We start from the raw sequence: 18,818 nt of genomic DNA, 5'->3' as shown, positions 1-18,818 counted from the left end.
AACTGTTACCAGAGCTCATGTGGCGAATTTATTGGGTTGTATGAGAACACAGACACCACTAAAGTAGCATTCCGATGTCTGAGAATCTTATCCAGGACACAATAAAAATGAGCGAAGACAGATGATTACACTCAAGGATATTCGTAAGAGTTTTACCAATGGTGAAGAAACCATTGTCGCACTCAACGATGTTTCTTTATCCATTCAGGAAAATGAATTTGTTGCCTTTATGGGCAGTTCGGGGTCTGGTAAATCTACCATGATGAATATCCTGGGCTGTCTCGATACGCCCGACAGCGGTGAGTATTTGTTAAATGGTAATGCGGTAAACCAGTTAAGCGATGAAGCACTGTCGAAAATTCGCAACGAACATATTGGCTTTATTTTTCAGACTTTCCACCTGCTCCCCAAGTTGGATGCTGTCGGGAATGTCAAGTTGCCGCTGCGCTACAGTGATGTATCTGATGATGAAGCCACTCAGCGAGCACAGGCGCTGCTGGAAAAAGTAGGCCTTGGTCATCGTATGCACCACCGCCCTTTTGAAATGTCTGGCGGCCAGCGTCAGCGGGTGGCCATCGCCCGTGCCTTAATTAACCGCCCCACTATGATTCTGGCAGATGAACCGACCGGTAACCTCGATAGTAAGACGTCTGACGATATTATGGCTTTACTGACTGAGTTACACCAACAGGGCCAAACCATAGTCATGGTGACCCACGAAGAAAATATTGCCGAGTTCGCGCAAAAAGTGATCACCATGAAAGACGGTCAAATCATCAGCGAGAAAACCAACTCATGAAACAGTCTATTGTTTGTTTATTGATGTGCAGCGTGAGCCTGGCAGCCGCTGTTGCCAAAGCCGACAGCACAGAAAGCCAGCTTATTGTTACCGGTAAGATTACCTCATCCAATGTGCAGGTTGTAACAGCGCCCCGCACCGACCGCTGGAATATACAAATCCAGTGGATGGTGGATGAGGGCAGTATTGTTGAACCCGGCGATACCATTGCGTTATTTGACTCAGGCAGTGTTGATGCCCAATTGGAACAAAATGAAGATTCACTCAATACCCAGACGCTTGAAATGGAAAGTAAGCGGGTGGAATTGGATCAAGCGGTTGCCGATGCCCGCAGCGCTTTAAAAATTGCCAACCTTGAAGTAGAAAAAGCCCGCATTGAAGCCGAAATTGAAAGTAAAGACGTTAGCGAATACGACAAAGGTCAGTACAAGCTGGCACTGGAACGAGCGCTGGTTGAACAGTTTAAGGCCCAGCAAGCACTGGAACAAAAGCTGATAGAGCAAGAGAACACACTGCAAAAACAGCAGATCGAAATTACCAAACTGGAAGAGAACATCAATTACCAGCGTTATCAGCTCACCCGGTTAAAAGTGCAGTCAGCTATTACCGGCGTGGTCAGCCATATGTACCACCCGTGGACCAATGAGAAAATTACTGCCGGTACAACATTGCAGGCAGCCATGAAAGTTATGGAGGTGCAGGACATTGATGGATTTAAAGTGGATGCCTGGGTACACGAGATAGATGCTGATCGTGTTGCTGTTGGCCAGCAGGCACTGGTCTCGCTGGATGCCTATCCGGGAGTCAGTTATGCCGCCACTGTCACCAGTGAAGTGTCTCAGCCAGAGAAAAAAGCCGGCTGGGGAGATAGCGCCTATTATCAGATAGAACTGTCATTCAGCGACATCCCCAACAAAAAACTGTTGCCTGGTATGAGTGTCCGGGTGGTGATCCCTGCTGCAAAGGAGTTAAGTCATGCACGTTAAATGTTCTGTTTTGCTATGTGCCGCATTGATGCTCGGCGCCTGCAGCAATGATAAAACGGTTGAGCAGTCATCCGACAAAACGCTGAGTGCGCCGCTTACCGCATCCGGTGAAATTGTTTCGCTCGACAGTGCCAGTGTGTCGCCGCCTTCCATTCGCGGCATGTGGCAAATGAAGGTGCAGTTTCTGGTGCCGGAAAATACCAATGTGAAAGAAGGCGATATGCTGCTCAAGTTTGATGGTCAGCAATTGCAAACCAAGCTAATTGAGCAACAAAGTGAGCTGGATGCCGAGAAAAAGAATTTTGAAAAAGAACTGCTCGAAAATGAAGCCCGGGCGGAAGAATTAAAACTCGCGCTAGCCGAAGCACAAATGAACTATGAAAAGGAAAAGCGGCTCGCCGAAATTGTTGATATTTCTACCAAACGGGTAGAAAAAGAAAAGCAGCAAAAAGAGTTTGAAATCGCGAAGGCAAAACTGAGTCAGGCCACTCAGCAGGCCAAACAATTTGCCGAAACCCGCGAGCTTAATGAGCAACTGGCGCAGAGCAAAATAAACCGTCTGCAATCCAAGCTAGGACAAACCCAGCGCGACATTGCCAAACTTACCGTACAGTCACCTAAGCCGGGCTTAATAATGTATAAAGCGGCGCCGGATGGCGAAAAAGTGGCGGTGGGCGATTCCGTTTTTATGGGCCGGACCATACTGACCATTCCCTCGCTGGATAAGCTGGCGGTTAAAGCTCAGTTTGACGAAGCCGACACGGCCAAACTCAGTATTGGATCGAAGGTAAAAGTGACTTTGGATGCCTATCCGGAAGTCCCTTACGCCGGTAAAATCGTATCCCTTGGTGAAGCCTATAAGGAAAAGTCCTCAACCAATTTGAGTATTGTGTTTGACGTACAAATTGAACTGGAAAAAATCGATCCGACAAGGATGCGTCCTGGTATGAAAGCAAATATTGAAGTACAGGAGGATAACTTATCATGATGCCTAAATGGTTCTCCTGCCTTGTGGCAGCCACACTGATTAGCGGTTGCGGCGAAACAGAACAAACAACCCCCACCTATCAGGTTGAACGTCAGCCGTTTGAACTGATGGTGCCGGTAAAAGGTGAACTGGAAGCCGCCAGTGCCACCGCCATTGGCGCATCAAGTCGCCGTCCCATGACCATTGCATGGCTGGAAAAAGAATACACCAATGTAAAAAAAGGCCAGTTAATCGCCCGTTTTGATGCCGAGCAGCTCAACCTCGACATGCGCAAAGAAATGCTGGCAATGATGCTGTTAGAGGAAGACATGAAGCTGAACCGCTCTACCCTGACACAGGAAGAGCGTGATGTGGAAATGGACAAAGCCCTGGTGGTCAAGGAATTTGCCTTTGCAGATGAATTTACCATTGATGATTTGCGGGTGTATTCACGCATCGAAATTATCGAAAACATGCAGAATAAAGAATATCTGGGAGCCAAAGACAACTACCTGGATTGGAAAAAAGAAAGTGTGGTGGAACAAAACTCCAGTGCCATAGATGTGCTGAGCATTCGCAAGAAAGGCAGTGAACAAAAGTATAACCAGATTAAATCAGCCATTGAAACACTGGAAATCCATGCCCCTTACGACGGTTTGCTGGTGTATGAGTCCAACTGGCGAGGTGAAAAGCCTTCGGTAGGTGAAACGGTTTTTCCGGGCCGCCCCATTGCTAAACTACCGGATTTGTCGAAAATGCAGGCTAAAGGCTATGTGCTGGATAAGCAGGCCATTGGTCTTGCTCCTGGCCAGCGTGTAACCATTTCACTGGAGGCGTATCCCAATAAAGTATTTACCGGCTCCTTAAAGCAAGTCTCCGGCTTTTCCAGAACCATTTCCCGCTCCGATCCGACCAAATATTTTGAAGTCACCATTGATATTGATGATCAGGACTCCCCTATCCTCTCGCCGGGGCGTAAATTAAATGCCCGCATTGAGGTGTCTAAAGGTGAGAGTAAATTACTGGTGCCGATTCAGGCCATCTATAACGAACAGGGGATCAACTACGTTTTCCGTGAGGATGGCAGTGGTTTTAGTCGCCAGCAAATTGAAATTGGTCAGAAAAACCTGCACTTCGTGGAAGTGACCAATGGCCTTAAAGAGGGCGATAATATTGCCCTGTCATACCGGGAGCTCATTTAATGTTAAACCAACTCACACTAACCAAAACCCGGTTGCTGGTCGGTGACGCTCTGCATGAATTGCTGGCGCAAAAACTGCGTACTTTTTTAACCCTGCTGGGCATGATATTTGGCGTTGGAGCGGTTATCGCCATGCTCAATATAGGTAAAGGCGCCGAACAGGAAGCGCTGAAGATGATTGGTTCCATGGGGCTGCAAAACCTGATTGTGGAATCAAAAAGCTATACCGCTGAAGAACTAAAGGATATTCGCGAAGAGTCGCTGGGGCTCAATATTGCCGATGTGGAAGCGGCTATGTCCACACTGCCCTTTATCACGCATTACAGCGGCGAGAAGCAAATTAAATTGTTTGCACTATACAGCGATTATGCCAAAGCCGATGCCTCGGCAGTTGGTGTAACCAGCAGCTACTTTGACCTTGCCAGTATGACCCCCGCCCAAGGCCGATTGCTCAGCGATGATGATGAATTGCACGTATCACAGGTTGCCGTGCTGGGCGCCGATGTGGCCAACACCCTGTTTCCGGATGACGAGCCGCTGGGTCAGTTTTTAAAGATCAACCATGTTTGGTTTGAGGTGGTGGGCGTAATTGCGGCCCCGCAATTCAATAAAGAAGCCTTTCAGGGCGTTAAAATTAATGGTGACAGAAACCGCGTATTTATTCCGTTATCCACCAGCCAGAAAAAACTCAACATGGAACCCCTCGCCAGTGAACTGGACGTAGTGAAGTTTGAAGTGAAAGAGGATTATTCAACGGTGCTGGCTGCGAAAGCAGTTACCCAGTTGCTTGCTCAGCGCCACGGGGGCGTTGACGATTACAGCCTGATCATTCCTGTGGAGTTGTTGGCTCAACAGGAAAACACTCAACGCATATTCAATATCGTTATGGCGTGTGTGGCCGGCATCTCTTTGTTGGTGGGCGGCATCGGTATTATGAACATTATGCTGGCAAACGTACTGGAGCGAACCAAGGAAATTGGCTTACTGCGCGCGGTAGGTGCCACTCAGCAGGATATTAAATTGCAGTTTATCGCCGAGAGTTTTGTGATTTCAGTGATAGGCGGCCTGCTGGGCATTTTCTTCGGTCTGGTATTATCCGAAATTATCGGTTTTTACTCAGACTGGGCGGTTAGCTGGTCGCTGACAGCAATTGTCTTATCTGTATCGATTTGTTTATTGGTAGGCGTAGGCTTTGGAGTATTCCCGGCCATAAAAGCCTCAAAACTAAACCCAATAGACGCCCTCCATTCAGACTAAAACCGGACAAAGTCCGGTTTTATCCCGGAAACACCGTAAGGGGTTATCCGGGATCTCCCCTTATCAAAGTCCGGTTTTATCCCGGAAACACCGTAAGGGGTTATCCGGGATCTCCTCTATTACATAGTCCGGTTTTATCCCGGAAACACCGAAGGGGGTTATCCGGGATCTCCTCTATTACAAAGTCCGGTTTTATCCCGGAAACTCCGTAAGGGGTTATCCCATCGAGCTAGCCTTAACACGTCATGCCGGAAGCGGCAATAGCCGCTATCCGGTATCTCCTGAAAAGTTTTACTCCCACAATAAGACTATTGCCTTCATAGAAGAATCTGCATCGGAGGCCGATGTGTAGACTCTTAAACAAGTTTACTCAGTAAAAGATACTGATTGATAACGCTGGCACTCTCCACATTTTGTCGGGGTGCCGACAAAAAGTAGAGATTACCTTGGGGTTTCAAAAGAAACTTTAACCGCGTCAGCCTGTTAAGAAGATCCCGGCTAGAAGGCCGGGATGACGTGATAGGGCTATCCCTGAGGGCAACCCTTAGGGCGTTCCCGGCTTACAAACCGGACGGATTAAACTCATAACTACCTATCTCCCAACTCGACCAGATACCAATGTCATAGCCGTAATAAAGGTCGACAGAGATAGCATCTTTACCCCTGGCGTCGGGATAATTCGCTAACACTTTTTCAGCAAACTCCCTGGCATATTCCCTGTCATTCACCCGATCTGAATCAATGTATATCTGCAGATCCACACTCGTCTGTGAATTCTTTGCCTGGTCCTCGGGATCGGCGTAGTAGCTGGTTGAGCTGGCCATGATCCCTACGGTATTAACACCTGGCTCCTGCATTAATGCGGCCCGCGTTACGAGCATCTGTTCAAACTCGCCGGAGGAAAAAACTATGAAGATAAATCTAGGGCTGATAAAACCAATTATGAACAACAGTGCAACGATTACCAGGTGTGGCTTCCACACCTCTCTGACTTCCTCCTGTTGTGCACCGGCATAAACCACATATGTACCAACGACAAGGTCGTGCAGGGATTGCCGTGTTCGACGGTTAAACACGTACAAATACAGTATCGAGAAGGAACCGCCTATAAGTAGTGCCCCTATCGGATACAGGACCCAGAAAAAAGTACCGTCTGCCGGCAGAAAATCAACCTGTAAAGCAATAGGGATACCATAAACACAATATCTCAGCAGTGAACGACCCAGCGAGATAGTCTGGTTATTACCGTCGACAACCCGAATACCCAGAAGCTTTTTACCCAATGTTTGGCCCTCAGCGTAGCGACTGTTCATCACGCCGAAATAACCAAGTGAGATAAAGAAGCCTATGAATACCGACCAGCTACCCATTTGTATAAACACCGATTCGAGCACTACCCCCAGTGCAAATCCCCCCAACGCCAGTAATATTGAGTCGACAATCAGTGCGACAATTCGCCGCCAGAATCCGGATATCCAGGGTAAATCAGGTTGCTGCGTCATTTTCCATTCCTTATGTGCTTTGACTGACTTGTTGGGCGCATTAAATGCCTGAGAAGCCGCTGCCCGATAATATTGTTATTCGCTTTGCTTAACCAATATAGCAAGCATAATCAAAATGTTAAGCAAAAAACCGCCAATAAAACACCTTGTTACAAAGGTTGCTGGCAATCCATCACAACTAGCCGTAATCTGTTTGCTATTCTCCTAATCACACAGACTCACGGCAATGAAACGTAGAACCGTTAATGCCTTACGGATACTGGCACTGGTTGTCGCAGTAACCTGTATAGCGTTATTCGCACCACTTAATGCCCTGTTCATTTATCTGGCGCCGCAATCCGAAACGATACAGACAGAGCTTAATCGCGCGGTAGAGCACGGCATTGCGGGGATGGTTGTTTATGTGGATGAAGGCAACGATGCGCCAGCGAAAAGCTATGCCGCAGGCTGGCATAACAAGCAAACCGGGCAGCCAGCGCAGTCCGACGCACTGTTTAAAATAGCCAGTGTGAGTAAGCTTTATGTGGCAGCAGCCGTTACCCGACTGGCAGCCAGGGGGCAGTTGAATCTCGATACCACATTGCTTGAGTATTTGCCCGAGCAAGCCGCCCGTATAACCCATGCCGGAGAAGTTACTTTGCGCATGCTGGTTCAGCACCGTAGCGGTATTGTTAATTACACAGATGATCCGGCTTATGACTGGTTTGCCCCGTTTGATAGTGCCAGTGTAACCCACAAAAGCCTGGCTTTGGTTTATGACAAACCGGCACTGTTCGCCCCCGGTGAAGACTACGCCTATTCAAACACCAACTATTTATTGCTTGGGCGTATCATGGACAAAACCCTGGGTTACCGTTACCAGGATTACATCAGAACCGAATTCCTTACTCCGCTGGGACTGAAAAACACCTTTGATGACTTAAGCCAGGTTTCATCACAGCGGCTGATGAGTGGCTATGTTTCAGGTTACGACGAGGATCTTAAACGCCTTGCTTTTGTCAGTCCCGCCGGCGCCATGGTCGCTACCGCGAAAGATGTAGCGGCCTTTCTCAGAGCACTCAATAACGGGTCTCTGTTTACCGCTGAGGAACAAGCGTTATACACCACCCTGTACGTCAACAGTCACGATGGCTGGTTACCCGGTTATTTAAGCTTTGCGCGTTATCATGAACCAAGTGATACTGTAGTCGTGATTTTTGCCAGCACCAGCGGGGATTCGCAATGGCTGATTGGCGATATTATTTATCGCCGTATTATTAATATGTTAGAGGAAAGCAGGTGAGACGCTTACCCAGGTCTACAATGATCTGTTTTTGCTTCTGAACGCTATTAATTGTACAGAGCCTGTGTGTTCACCCTAAAAAAAACCAAACGGGGAAAGTATGATTAACCTTAAAAACAATAAAATTTTGCTGACTGTAGTCACGGTACTGATAGCCATTGCCTTATGGTTTGCGTTCTTTAGCAGAGTTACCCCACCCGACTTCTCACAATACCCCGCCGGGCCTGAACGTAAAACCGCATTTTTCACCTATTTTGAACCGCTGGTAGCCGACGTAAACAGTGAAATTCAGGCCGACAGAGCCGAAGTGCAGGATGTTTGTAAAAAAAATGCAGAAAATAACGCAGACCTGTCTGACCTGGCAGTGAAATACCGGGTAGATAAAACAGATATTGAGGCTGAGTCGCTGTGCACAGTATTACTGCGCAGAGTGGATATCGTGCCGGCGTCGCTGGCGCTGGCTCAGGCTGCTAACGAAAGCGCCTGGGGCACCTCACGCTTTGCCCAGCTGGGCAATAATTTCTTTGGTCAGTGGTGTTTTGTAAAAGGCTGCGGCATCGTGCCTAACGATCGCGGTCAGGACCAGGTGCATGAAGTGGCTGACTTTCGTTCACCAAAAGACTCGGTAGCCAGCTACATGATGAACCTTAATAGTCATGATGCATACCGCTCGTTAAGAAACATCCGTCAGACATTACGTAAGCAGGATGCGAATATTACTGGCATTGAACTCAGCCACGGGTTAAACAGTTATTCAGAGCGCGGCGAGGAATACGGCAGAGAGCTCAGAGCCATGATTAACTTTAATAAACTCACGCAGTACGACTAACACCACAAACCGCTTCAGCCGCAAACTACCGGGTAACCACTTTACCCGGTTCGATAACCGTGCCAGCCGGGATGACGACGCCCGGAAGAACTGTGCAACCTGCGGATAAAACAACGTCATCGCCAATTTCAATCGATTGTGCCTGCTGCCAGCCTGCTTTACGTTTTGCCGCTTCCAGCGGGTGTGTGAGCGACGCAATGACAACGCCGTCCTCAATGCTAACGTTTGCCCCAAAAGACACGGGCGCCGCATCCAGGATCACTACCCTGTCGCCCATAGTAACGTGATCCCCGGCATGAATATTAAATCCGTAGTCACAGGCAAAATCACTGCCTATACCTATATGTGCTGCGTTGGGTAAGAGCTGGCTGAGAAGCACCTGGCGCTTTGCCTCTTCGCTTACCGGCAGTTGGTTGAGCTGAACGCATAGCCGCTTAGCGTGATCACGCGCTGCAATTAGCTGCGGATGCTGGGTCTGATACCACTGGCCGCTGTAAACCTGCTGCCAGATAGCTTCTTGCGGTTGGGTCATGATAGTGTTGTCTGGTGAATGTCTTACCGATAGTAAGCCACAAAAAAGCCCGCAACAATAGCGGGCTTTTCGAAGTTAACAGTAACGCAAGGATTAGTAATCTTAGTTAAGCTTTTCTTTGATACGTGCAGATTTACCTGAACGCTCACGCAGATAGTAAAGCTTGGCGCGACGCACTGCACCGCGACGTTTCACTTCAATAGAAGATACCGCCGGGCTGTGTGTTTGGAACACACGCTCTACGCCTTCGCCACTTGAAATTTTACGTACTGTAAAAGACGAGTGAAGACCACGGTTACGCTTAGCGATAACAACACCTTCGTATGCCTGAAGACGTTCTTTGTCACCTTCAGTTACACGAACTTTAACAATCACTGTGTCACCTGGGCCGAACGCAGGAACATCAGCTTTAAGCTGTGCTTGCTCAATTTTTTTGATGATATCTTGACTGACTTTGCTCATCATATCCTCTCATCCTAGTTAACTGTCATCTTGCTGCAACGACGCCTGAAAAGCTTCCAGTAACCGTTGTTGCTCCTCAGTCAGAGCTAGGTCGTTAAATAACTCAGGGCGGCGCAGCATAGTTCTACCTAAAGATTGCTGCAGTCGCCACTGTCTGATTTTTTCGTGATCACCACTTAGTAACACACCTGGTACCGCTTTACCGTCGAGTACTTCCGGGCGAGTGTAGTGTGGACAATCCAGCAAACCATGAGTAAATGAATCTTCAATTGCTGAGTCGCTGTGACCGAGTACTCCCGGCACTAACCGTGCAATTGCGTCCATCATCACCATGGCAGGCAGTTCGCCACCACTTAACACGTAATCACCAATTGACCATTCTTCGTCAACATGGCTTTCAATTACGCGCTCATCAACCCCTTCATACCGGCCACATAACAAGATTAACTTGTTGTTGGCTGCCAGCGACTTAACGCCAGCCTGGGTTAGCGGTTTACCCTGTGGAGACAGGTAAATCACTTTACTGTTTTCACCACCTGCCTGTTTGGCGGCGGCAATTGCGTCAGTGAGCGGTTTAACCATCATTAACATGCCAGGACCACCACCATAAGGGCGATCATCGACAGTGCGATGACGATCGTGTGTAAAGTCTCTTGGGTTAAAATGCTCTACTGCCAGTGTGCCGTTCTTCACTGCCCGCCCTATTACTCCTTGTTGAGTAAAGGGAGCGAACATTTCAGGAAACAAACTGATAATGCCGAACCATTTTTCCGCGGTCACTTAAAACCCCGGATCCCATTCAACCGTAATCACCCGCTCGGTTTTATCTACTGTTTGTACGACTGAGTCGAATACAAACGGTAATAGTCTTTCTTTTTGACCAAAAGCGTCGTTTGCCTTTGCCTTAACGCGAATCACGTCGTTGGCGCCGGTATTAAACACTTCTTTAACCACACCCAGTTGATAACCTTGCGTAGTTACCACCTGCATGCCGCTAAGCTCACGCCAGTAAACCTCATCGTCACCCAGTTCAGGGAGTTGCTCAGCCTCAATAACAATATCCAGGTTTTTAATGCGCTCGGCATCATCCCGGCTATCAATATCAACCAGCTTTGCTACGATGGCTTTACCATGCGGTCGCCATTGATCAATCTGGTATTCTCTGTCATCAGCCAGTAACCACGGGCTGTAGTCGAAAATACCTTCTGGCACCTCGGTATAGCTGTTGATCTTGACCCAACCTTTCACTCCGTATGGAGCACCGATTTTGCCAATAACCACTTTGTCAGACGCTTGACTCATCTAAACCTACCAGAATTAAGGACAGCTTATGCTGCCGCTTTTTTAGCTTCTTTTACCAAGCTGTTAACGCGCTCAGATAAGCTTGCGCCAACACCAACCCAGTACTCTACACGTTCCAGGTCTAAACGCAGACGTTCTGCCTGACCTTGTGCAGTTGGGTTAAAGAAACCGACGTTTTCAATGAAACGACCGTTTCTTGCACGGCTGCTGTCTGCAACCACTACTTGATAAAATGGACGCTTTTTGGCGCCACCACGCTGTAAACGAATAGTAACCATAAATGCCTCAAACTCGTTGTAGCGTTACCGTTAACTTACCTTTTCAAACCCTGAATGAAATACAGACAAGGCGAAAGGCCGCGGAATTATACGTATACGCTATTAAATTGCAAGGCTTATCAGCAATTAAATGGTAGTGAAACGAAGCGGAATAGGCAGGCCAAAGTAACCTGGCTGGTCCTTTACACTTCTTAACTCATCTTAACTGGGCATTAATGACTCTCTCACTCATAATGCCACTCACTAATGAACCACTTCCCGGCAACGCCCTTGATATTAACCAAAGACGTACTCAAATGGCTGGGCCAGTTGCTCTGGCCATACAAATTAAAAGTCGCCTGCGCGGTTACCGCGCTAACCATTGCGGCGGCGGCCTGGTTGCTGCTCGGCCAGGGCATAAAGCTGACGGTTGATGAAGGGCTCAGTGCGGGCAACATTAACCGACTGGATGCAGCGATTGGCTGGGTTATTTTGTTTGCCGTGGTTGGTTGCCTGGCAACGTATTTTCGATTCTACCTGATGACCTGGCTTGGCGAACGGATTAGCGCCGACATCCGCATTCAGGTTTATCATCACCTGCTCACTCTCACGCCGGGCTTTTTTGCTGAAACCCGCACCGGAGAAGTGATTTCCCGGTTTACCAACGACACCAGTGTGATTCAAACCGTTGTGGGTATGAGCTTGTCGATGGCGCTGCGCTCGCTGGTGGGGTTTGTTGGTGCCATTATTTTAATGACCTTCACCAGCCCTATGCTAACGCTATGCGTGTTAATTGCGGTACCTTTTATACTGGTGCCACTGAAAATAATAGCACCGAAGGTGCGCCATTATTCCCGCCAGAGTCAGGATCGTATCGCCGACATGGGTTCACAAATAGACGAAACCCTGCACGAGATAATGGTGGTTCAGGCCTTTAATGCGGTTTCCAGTGAGCAACAAAAGTTTAGTCAAAAAGTCAGCTCAGCGTTACAGGCCGCCTCACGTCGTATTCATTATCGTTCCATGTTAATTGGCGTCATCATGCTGGTGAGCATGTTATCGGTAATCGGTATCGGCTGGCTGGGGATTCGCCAGGTCATGACAGACCAGATAAGTGCCGGGCAATTATCCGCCTTTTTATTTTATGCGGTGCTGGCCGGCAGCAGTATTGCTACCATCAGCGAAGTACTCGGTGAGATCCAACGCGGAGTGGGCGCCAGCGAACGTTTACTTGAGCTTCTGGCCACTACCGCCAATAATAATACCGGCCAGCTGGCCATCGCGCCGCTGGACAAGCCGCCCCTGATCGCATTCGAGCAGGTCAATTTTGGCTACACCGAACACGCCAGATTATTTGAAAACTTCTCATTACAGGTGACCCCGGGAGAATGTGTTGCCCTGGTAGGCCCCAGCGGGGCTGGCAAATCATCGTTATTCCAGTTATTGCAGCACTTTTATCCGATTCAGGGCGGTGACATTAAACTGAATGATACCCCGGTCACCGAGCTCACTCTGGACAGTCTGCGTCAACAAATTGCCCTGGTGCCTCAGGAGCCGGTTATTTTCGCCAGTACCGTGATAGAGAATATCCGCTATGGCCGGCCCACCGCGAACGAAGCAGAGGTAATTGAAGCCGCAAAACAGGCCTTTGCGGATGACTTTATTAACGAATTAAGCGACGGCTATTATACCCAGCTCGGTGAACGCGGGGTTAAACTCTCCGGCGGACAACGCCAGCGCATTGCTATTGCCCGGGCATTCCTCGCCGACCGCCCGGTATTGCTGCTTGACGAAGCCACCAGCGCGCTTGACGCAGTGAGTGAGCACAAAGTACAGCAAGCGCTGAAGTACCTCATTAAAGGCCGCACAACTCTGGTTATCGCTCACCGTTTGGCCACGGTACAAATGTGTGACCGCATCGTAGTAATGGATAACGGCGCTGTGCGGGCATCGGGAAAACATGAAGAATTAATAAAAAGCGACACCTTGTATAAGGAGTACGCCGAGTTGCAACTCATTCCCTAGCCCGCCATCACACCTTTAGCGATAATACGAATTATTAACAATAAAATAATAATGCTCCCTCTTTGTGTTAACTACGTAGCAGTTGATGATAGAGGTATTCAGGAAGCGACATGATAAAAAATTTGAAAAGAATGCTTTGTATAGGTGCCCTGGCACACCTGGTGTTAATGACAGCGCCAGCCTCAGCACAGAGCTGGGGCGGCAGGGGCAACAGTGCCAAGCTGGTAGTGCTCAATAAAATTGAGTTTATGCACGAACAAAAAAACGTAGAAGCCGTGGGCACAGCGGAAGCCGTTAAATCTGTTACGCTCTATCCGGCAGTAGCCGATGAAGTAACAGCGGTAAACTTTACTCCCGGTCAGAAGGTCAATAAAGGTGATGTTTTACTGACCCTGGACGATCGCCGTCAGGTAGTTGCGGTGCGCCGTGCTGAATTACAGCTTGAGGATACTGAGCGGGCGCTCAAGCGCCTGGTCGATAGCCGCGACCGGGGCGCAGTGGCAGAAAGCGAAATCGACATCGCCCGCACTGCTCGCGACCTGGCTAAAGTCACCCTCGATGAAGCTAAAGCCGATCTGGAAGACCGCCACATTACCGCGCCTTTTTCCGGCTATGTAGGCTTAACCGATGTGGAGGTCGGCGACCGTATTACCACCACAACGGTTATCACCACCCTCGATGACCGCACCAGCCTGTATGTTAATTTCCGGGCGCCGGAGTCTGCCGTGTCTCTGTTAATGTCTGAGACCTCGGTGACTTTGCAGCCCTGGTCTTCCCGCGATGTATCGCTGACCGCTGACATTGCCCAGTTAGATTCCCGTATCAACAACACCGATCGCACTATGGCGGCCAGAGCTCTATTACCCAACGAACGTGATATCTACCGCCCTGGCATGAGCTTTCGGGTGAAACTCAATCTGCAGGGTGAGCGTTACGCAGCAATCCCTGAAGCCGCCCTATTGTGGGGCGCTACCGGCGCGTATATTTACACCGCGGTGGATAACAAAGCCAAACGTGTGGATGTGAGCGTGCATCAGCGCCTGCGCGGAACAATTTTAGTAAGTGGCGATTTAACCGACGGCGATCTGCTGGTTGCAGAAGGTATTCAATCACTGCGTGAAGGCCAGTCTATTACTACCTCATTGGCGCGGAGAGACAGCAATGAGTAACCTTGCTGACAATCATAACGACCTGCCTTCGTTATCGATTCGCCGTCCGGTACTTATTATTGTTTTAAACCTGCTGATTGCCATCGCAGGTTATGCAGCCTTAAACGGGCTGGAAGTTCGGGAATTGCCGGATGTGGATACCCCCACCATTACGGTCAGCGCGCAGTATCCCAATGCATCACCTGAAACCGTGGATGCAGAAGTTACCGCTCACCTTGAAGGTGCAGTCGCCCGGGTTAGTGGCGTGAAAAACATCTACGCGCAAAGTGAAGAGAACTCTGCCCGGGTACGGGTGGAGTTTCGCCCCGGCATCAATCTTGACGATGCCGCCAACGAAACCCGTGAATCAGTCAGCCGTGTACAACGGCAATTACCCGATGAAGTGGAACAGGTTTCTATTATCAAGGCAGACAACGATGCTCAGGCCGTTGTCAGCCTGGCCATTTCCAGTGAAACACTGGATGCCGAAACCCTTACCGAACGGGTAGATACCGATTTAGCGCCGTTATTTTTAAGTATTCCTGGTGTGGCGGATGTCACCCTCAATGGCGACCGCGAACGGGTGCTGCGGGTATCGGTAGACCCGTTACGACTCACCAGCTTTGGTTTGTCGATGACAGACGTAGCCAATGTACTGCGCACTGCCCCGTTTGACGTACCAGCTGGCAGTATCCAGTCAAGCGATCAGATGCTTATCGTGCGGGCCGATGCTACCTCGCTTACCGCCGAAGACATCAAAGACATTGTGATCACCGGCGATACCCGTATTGGTGATGTGGCCAGTGTGTACTTTGGCCCGGCCGACTCCACCAGCGCGGTGCGCCTGGACGGCAAACCGGTTATTGGTATTGGCGTTATCCGTCAGGCCAGCTCAAACACCATTGAGATTTCTGATGAAATTCTGGCCATGGTCGACACCTTCGATGAGCGCTTTCCTGAAATGCAAATTCAGGTTACCTCCGACGACGCCGAATTTATTCGTGATTCGGTAGAGGAAGTTGCGTTTTCATTAGGCCTCACCATTATGCTGGTGATCTTTACCCTGTTGTTTTTCATCGGTTCATGGCGCGCAACCATTGTACCGGCGTTATCCATTCCGGTCTCTCTGACCGGTGCCCTGGCAATTATCTGGCTGCTCGGCTTTTCAGTAAATATTCTGACCCTGCTGGCGCTGGTACTGGCCACCGGTATGATTGTAGATGATGCTATCGTGGTATCAGAAAACATTCAGCGTCGCCGTGCTATGGGCTTAGGTGCCAGAGCTGCTGCGGTAATTGGTACACGGGAAGTATTTTTCGCAGTTATCGCGACTACGGCGGTGCTAGCGTCGGTATTTATCCCGATTGCTTTTCTGCCCTCAACAGCCGGGCGATTATTCCGTGAGTTTGGCGGTGTACTGGCCGGCTCAGTGATCATCTCCTCTTTTGTGGCCTTGTCACTGGTGCCCGCGCTAACCGCCCGATTGCCGGTAAAATCACAAAAAGCCAATAAACGCAGTTTGTTTGATGCCACGCTGGGCCGACTCGGTCACTATTGCCTGCAGTTTTATAAAACCACATTGGTATGGTCTTTAAAATACGCCTGGTTAGTGCTGGTTCTGTGTTTGCTGGCAGCTGGTGGCGCTTACTTTACGTCACAGAGCATTGAAAACGAGTTACTGCCCAGCGAAGACCGCGGCACCATTCGGATATTTGCCCGCGGACCGGATGGTGTGGGCCGCAACTTTATGGACCGCCAGGCCATGAGTATGGAAAGCCTGCTGATGCCTTATGTGGAAAGCGAGGAAATCGCTTCTATTTACACCGTGGTAGGCAGCTGGGATCCGAATATCGTATTTATCACCGCCGATTTAAAACACTGGGATGAGCGTGACAAATCAGTTCAGGAAATCATCGGTGAAATACGCCCTAAGCTGCAATCAGTGCCAGGCGCACCAGGTAATGCCTTTGGTGGCAACAGCCTTAACCTGCGCGGACAGAGCGGCGGCCTTGAGCTAGCGCTTACTGGTGACACCTACGAGCGTATTTACGATGCTGCACTCATTTATGCTGCCGCCATTGAAGAGCAAATGCCGGAACTGGGTGCGCCCCGAATCAGCTATAAACCCACCCAGCCACAACTGCGGGTTAACATCGACCGTCGCCGGGCTGATGAGTTGGGTGTACCACTTAGTGACATCTCCTCAACTCTACGAGCCGCTATTGGTGGTAATGACATCATTGATTTGAATATTGGCGATCAGGCTATCCCTATTATTCTGCAAACCAATGACAGAAATACCAGCGATCCGTCTGACCTTACCAACCTGTATGTGAAGTCGGATAACGGCAGTCTTATCCCATTATCCAGCGTCGCCTATATTACTGAAGAAGGTGTGGCAGCGGAGCTAGAGCGACAGGCCCAACGCCGCGCAATTAAGCTCGACATGAGCATGCCGGAAGATATCACCATCAATGATGCCGTAACGAAGCTACGAGACATTGGCGATGACGTACTACCGGAAGGCATTGGTACCATTTTCCTCGGTGAGGCACAGGCCTATGAGGAAACCTCACAGCAGGTCGCCATGACTTATATCCTGGCGTTTGTCATTGTCTTTTTAGTACTGGCCGCGCAATTCGAAAGTGTTAACAGCGCCGTGGTTGTTATGCTGACCGTACCTTTTGGGATCGCCGCTGCGATTTATGCCCTTTACCTTACTAACACGTCAATTAATGTGTATTCGCAGATTGGTCTGGTAATGCTGATTGGCCTGCTGGCCAAGAATGCCATCCTGCTGGTTGAATTTGCCGACCAGTTGCGTGACCGTGGCTACGGTGTTTACGACGCGATCGTTGAAGCCGGTAAGGTTCGCCTGCGCCCGATTATGATGACGCTGGTGTCCACCATTCTGGGAGGCTTACCGCTTATCTTATCCAGCGGTGCCGGCGCCGAAGCCCGTAACGCCATTGGTTGGGTTGTCTTTGGCGGACTTGGTATTGCGGTAATCTTTACACTTTACCTAACGCCGGTTATCTACCTTGGTCTTGCGCGTTTTACCAAACCAAGAGCCGATGAAACAAGACAGCTTGAAGATGAACTGGCCGCTGCCGAAGTATAAAGCCGTGTATTAACCATTAAACAGCCCGCTTAATGCGGGCTGTTTTTATTAGGGCAGTAAATAATTTAGCCAATTTTCCAGAACGGCTAAAATCGAATAGCAGAAATATACGATGGCGAAAATGCTCACTTCTAATTTCTCATAGCGGACCTTCTCAATTCGTACTCATATCCCATCACATTAGTTGAAACTACGTTAATTCATTTCTTCCGGAATTACTGAGAATTCTTAGTAACACGCATTGTAAAACTATAGAAATTTGCATGGAGGCAGCACCAATGTAGGGGTTTGGTATAAAACAGAGCTGGGATTAATGAGACTTCTCAGTAGATACATGCAATCAGGCTAAGTATTAGCTAGGCTATTGTTTTAAAAAAACTTTACTTAATATGAGTGCAGTTATTACTGAGAATTCACAGTAACACTCAAATAAACCATTGGAAAATGGCTCATAATCAGGTGTAAGGTATTGTTATCAATAAATTATGTAGGGAGTTCAGGGATGAGTAAGACTGCGTGTTACTGTGAAATCTCTATAATAAGATGTTAGGCAAAAATAGTATATGGATGATTTAGCAGAAGTTTTCAAAGATGGACCGCATGAAAAAGGAAGCTTCTTGTCCAGAGTTTTCGGCATCTTCAACGAAGAAATTGTACGAATTTGGGCAAGAGATATCCGAAGTCCTTATAATATTAACGAAACTCGACCAACTCTGTATGATAAGAACAACAAACCATACACGCTCGATTTCTTGTTCGAAAAAAATGGTAAGTATTATGTTTCCGAGATGAAATGTGAAATTCAGTACAATAATTATCGATTTTGGAGACTCGAAAGCCCAAAGCAATTAGAACATCATAAAAAGAATGCATTTAAGCTATTTCTAGAAATCGCCAAAGAACCCAATTCGGTAAAAGTTAAAGCAGGTTCATTTGTTGATCCATCCGGTACGATTTTAGTTTGGGGAGCTGCATGTGATGAGGGAGTTCGATCTGTAAAAGAAAAATATGGGTTCTCAGATATTCTGACTGTCGAAAATTGCATTCGTGATTTAGTCGAGTGGTCAAATTCTGAATATGTTGATTTATTAGAAAAATATGAGTCTTGGTGCGGTGCATTGTTCGGTGCTCTGAAGGGGGCCTCTGCC

At 48.6% G+C, this 18,818-nt stretch carries 17 protein-coding genes; 11 read left to right on the top strand and 6 right to left on the bottom strand.

The window, feature by feature from the left end:
• Positions 1-121 precede the first annotated feature (121 nt).
• The 5 genes from AC27IB_RS10290 to AC27IB_RS10270 are packed head-to-tail and all read left to right on the top strand — an operon-like array spanning position 122 to position 5,210.
• Complete coding sequence (locus AC27IB_RS10290; RefSeq protein WP_296053326.1) at positions 122-799, top strand: ABC transporter ATP-binding protein; 678 nt, start codon at positions 122-124, stop codon at positions 797-799.
• Complete coding sequence (locus AC27IB_RS10285; protein WP_487120719.1) at positions 796-1,785, top strand: HlyD family secretion protein; 990 nt, start codon at positions 796-798, stop codon at positions 1,783-1,785. The genes AC27IB_RS10290 and AC27IB_RS10285 overlap by 4 nt, the downstream gene beginning before the upstream one ends.
• On the top strand, positions 1,775-2,773 hold the full coding sequence (locus AC27IB_RS10280) for an HlyD family secretion protein (protein WP_487120717.1): 999 nt from the start codon (positions 1,775-1,777) through the stop codon (positions 2,771-2,773). The genes AC27IB_RS10285 and AC27IB_RS10280 overlap by 11 nt, the downstream gene beginning before the upstream one ends.
• A complete protein-coding gene (locus AC27IB_RS10275) occupies positions 2,770-3,954 on the top strand; it encodes an efflux RND transporter periplasmic adaptor subunit (RefSeq protein WP_296053320.1) in 1,185 nt (394 codons plus the stop codon). The genes AC27IB_RS10280 and AC27IB_RS10275 overlap by 4 nt, the downstream gene beginning before the upstream one ends.
• A complete protein-coding gene (locus tag AC27IB_RS10270; protein WP_487120715.1) occupies positions 3,954-5,210 on the top strand; it encodes an ABC transporter permease in 1,257 nt (418 codons plus the stop codon). The genes AC27IB_RS10275 and AC27IB_RS10270 overlap by 1 nt, the downstream gene beginning before the upstream one ends.
• A 560-nt stretch (positions 5,211-5,770) precedes the next feature.
• On the opposite strand, the gene AC27IB_RS10265 is transcribed toward AC27IB_RS10270, so the two are convergent.
• Positions 5,771-6,712 (bottom strand): RDD family protein, encoded by a 942-nt coding sequence (locus AC27IB_RS10265; protein WP_487120713.1) that lies wholly within the window; start codon positions 6,710-6,712, stop codon positions 5,771-5,773.
• 226 nt (positions 6,713-6,938) lie between these two features.
• Between AC27IB_RS10265 and AC27IB_RS10260 the strand changes: the two genes are divergently transcribed.
• Positions 6,939-7,994, top strand: coding sequence for a serine hydrolase domain-containing protein (locus AC27IB_RS10260; RefSeq protein WP_487120711.1), 1,056 nt, complete (start codon positions 6,939-6,941; stop codon positions 7,992-7,994).
• A 100-nt stretch (positions 7,995-8,094) separates the two neighbouring features.
• Entirely contained in the window at positions 8,095-8,823 is a 729-nt protein-coding gene (locus AC27IB_RS10255; protein ID WP_487120709.1) for a glucosaminidase domain-containing protein, read from the top strand.
• 25 nt (positions 8,824-8,848) lie between these two features.
• Here the strand turns inward: AC27IB_RS10255 and AC27IB_RS10250 are convergent, their stop codons facing one another.
• The 5 genes from AC27IB_RS10250 to rpsP all read right to left on the bottom strand — a co-directional run bounded on the left by AC27IB_RS10250 (position 8,849) and on the right by rpsP (position 11,397).
• The gene (locus AC27IB_RS10250) at positions 8,849-9,355 is read right to left on the bottom strand and encodes a maltose acetyltransferase domain-containing protein (protein WP_487120707.1); all 507 of its coding nucleotides are present in this window, start codon (positions 9,353-9,355) and stop codon (positions 8,849-8,851) included.
• A gap of 102 nt (positions 9,356-9,457) precedes the next feature.
• Positions 9,458-9,817, bottom strand: coding sequence for a 50S ribosomal protein L19 (gene rplS / locus AC27IB_RS10245; RefSeq protein ID WP_070174949.1), 360 nt, complete (start codon positions 9,815-9,817; stop codon positions 9,458-9,460).
• 18 nt (positions 9,818-9,835) lie between these two features.
• Positions 9,836-10,552, bottom strand: a complete 717-nt coding sequence (gene trmD / locus AC27IB_RS10240; RefSeq protein WP_487120843.1) for a tRNA (guanosine(37)-N1)-methyltransferase TrmD — start codon at positions 10,550-10,552, stop codon at positions 9,836-9,838.
• A gap of 45 nt (positions 10,553-10,597) precedes the next feature.
• Positions 10,598-11,119, bottom strand: coding sequence for a ribosome maturation factor RimM (gene rimM, locus AC27IB_RS10235; protein ID WP_487120705.1), 522 nt, complete (start codon positions 11,117-11,119; stop codon positions 10,598-10,600).
• A 26-nt stretch (positions 11,120-11,145) separates the two neighbouring features.
• On the bottom strand, positions 11,146-11,397 hold the full coding sequence (rpsP, locus tag AC27IB_RS10230) for a 30S ribosomal protein S16 (protein WP_070174859.1): 252 nt from the start codon (positions 11,395-11,397) through the stop codon (positions 11,146-11,148).
• A gap of 246 nt (positions 11,398-11,643) precedes the next feature.
• Between rpsP and AC27IB_RS10225 the strand changes: the two genes are divergently transcribed.
• From AC27IB_RS10225 to AC27IB_RS10210, 4 genes are all read left to right on the top strand, one after another.
• Complete coding sequence (locus AC27IB_RS10225) at positions 11,644-13,401, top strand: ABC transporter transmembrane domain-containing protein (RefSeq protein WP_296049030.1); 1,758 nt, start codon at positions 11,644-11,646, stop codon at positions 13,399-13,401.
• A 110-nt stretch (positions 13,402-13,511) separates the two neighbouring features.
• A complete protein-coding gene (locus AC27IB_RS10220) occupies positions 13,512-14,570 on the top strand; it encodes an efflux RND transporter periplasmic adaptor subunit (protein ID WP_296049029.1) in 1,059 nt (352 codons plus the stop codon).
• The gene (locus AC27IB_RS10215; RefSeq protein WP_296049027.1) at positions 14,563-17,670 is read left to right on the top strand and encodes an efflux RND transporter permease subunit; all 3,108 of its coding nucleotides are present in this window, start codon (positions 14,563-14,565) and stop codon (positions 17,668-17,670) included. The genes AC27IB_RS10220 and AC27IB_RS10215 overlap by 8 nt, the downstream gene beginning before the upstream one ends.
• A 563-nt stretch (positions 17,671-18,233) precedes the next feature.
• Positions 18,234-18,818: hypothetical protein (locus AC27IB_RS10210; RefSeq protein ID WP_487120702.1), on the top strand; the 585-nt coding region annotated here is incomplete at its 3' end.

The sequence above is a fragment of the Alteromonas sp. 4NH20-0104 genome, from assembly GCF_057547795.1.
The sequence above is the reverse complement of the archived record's forward strand: the minus strand, read 5'-3'. Positions and strand labels throughout refer to the sequence as shown.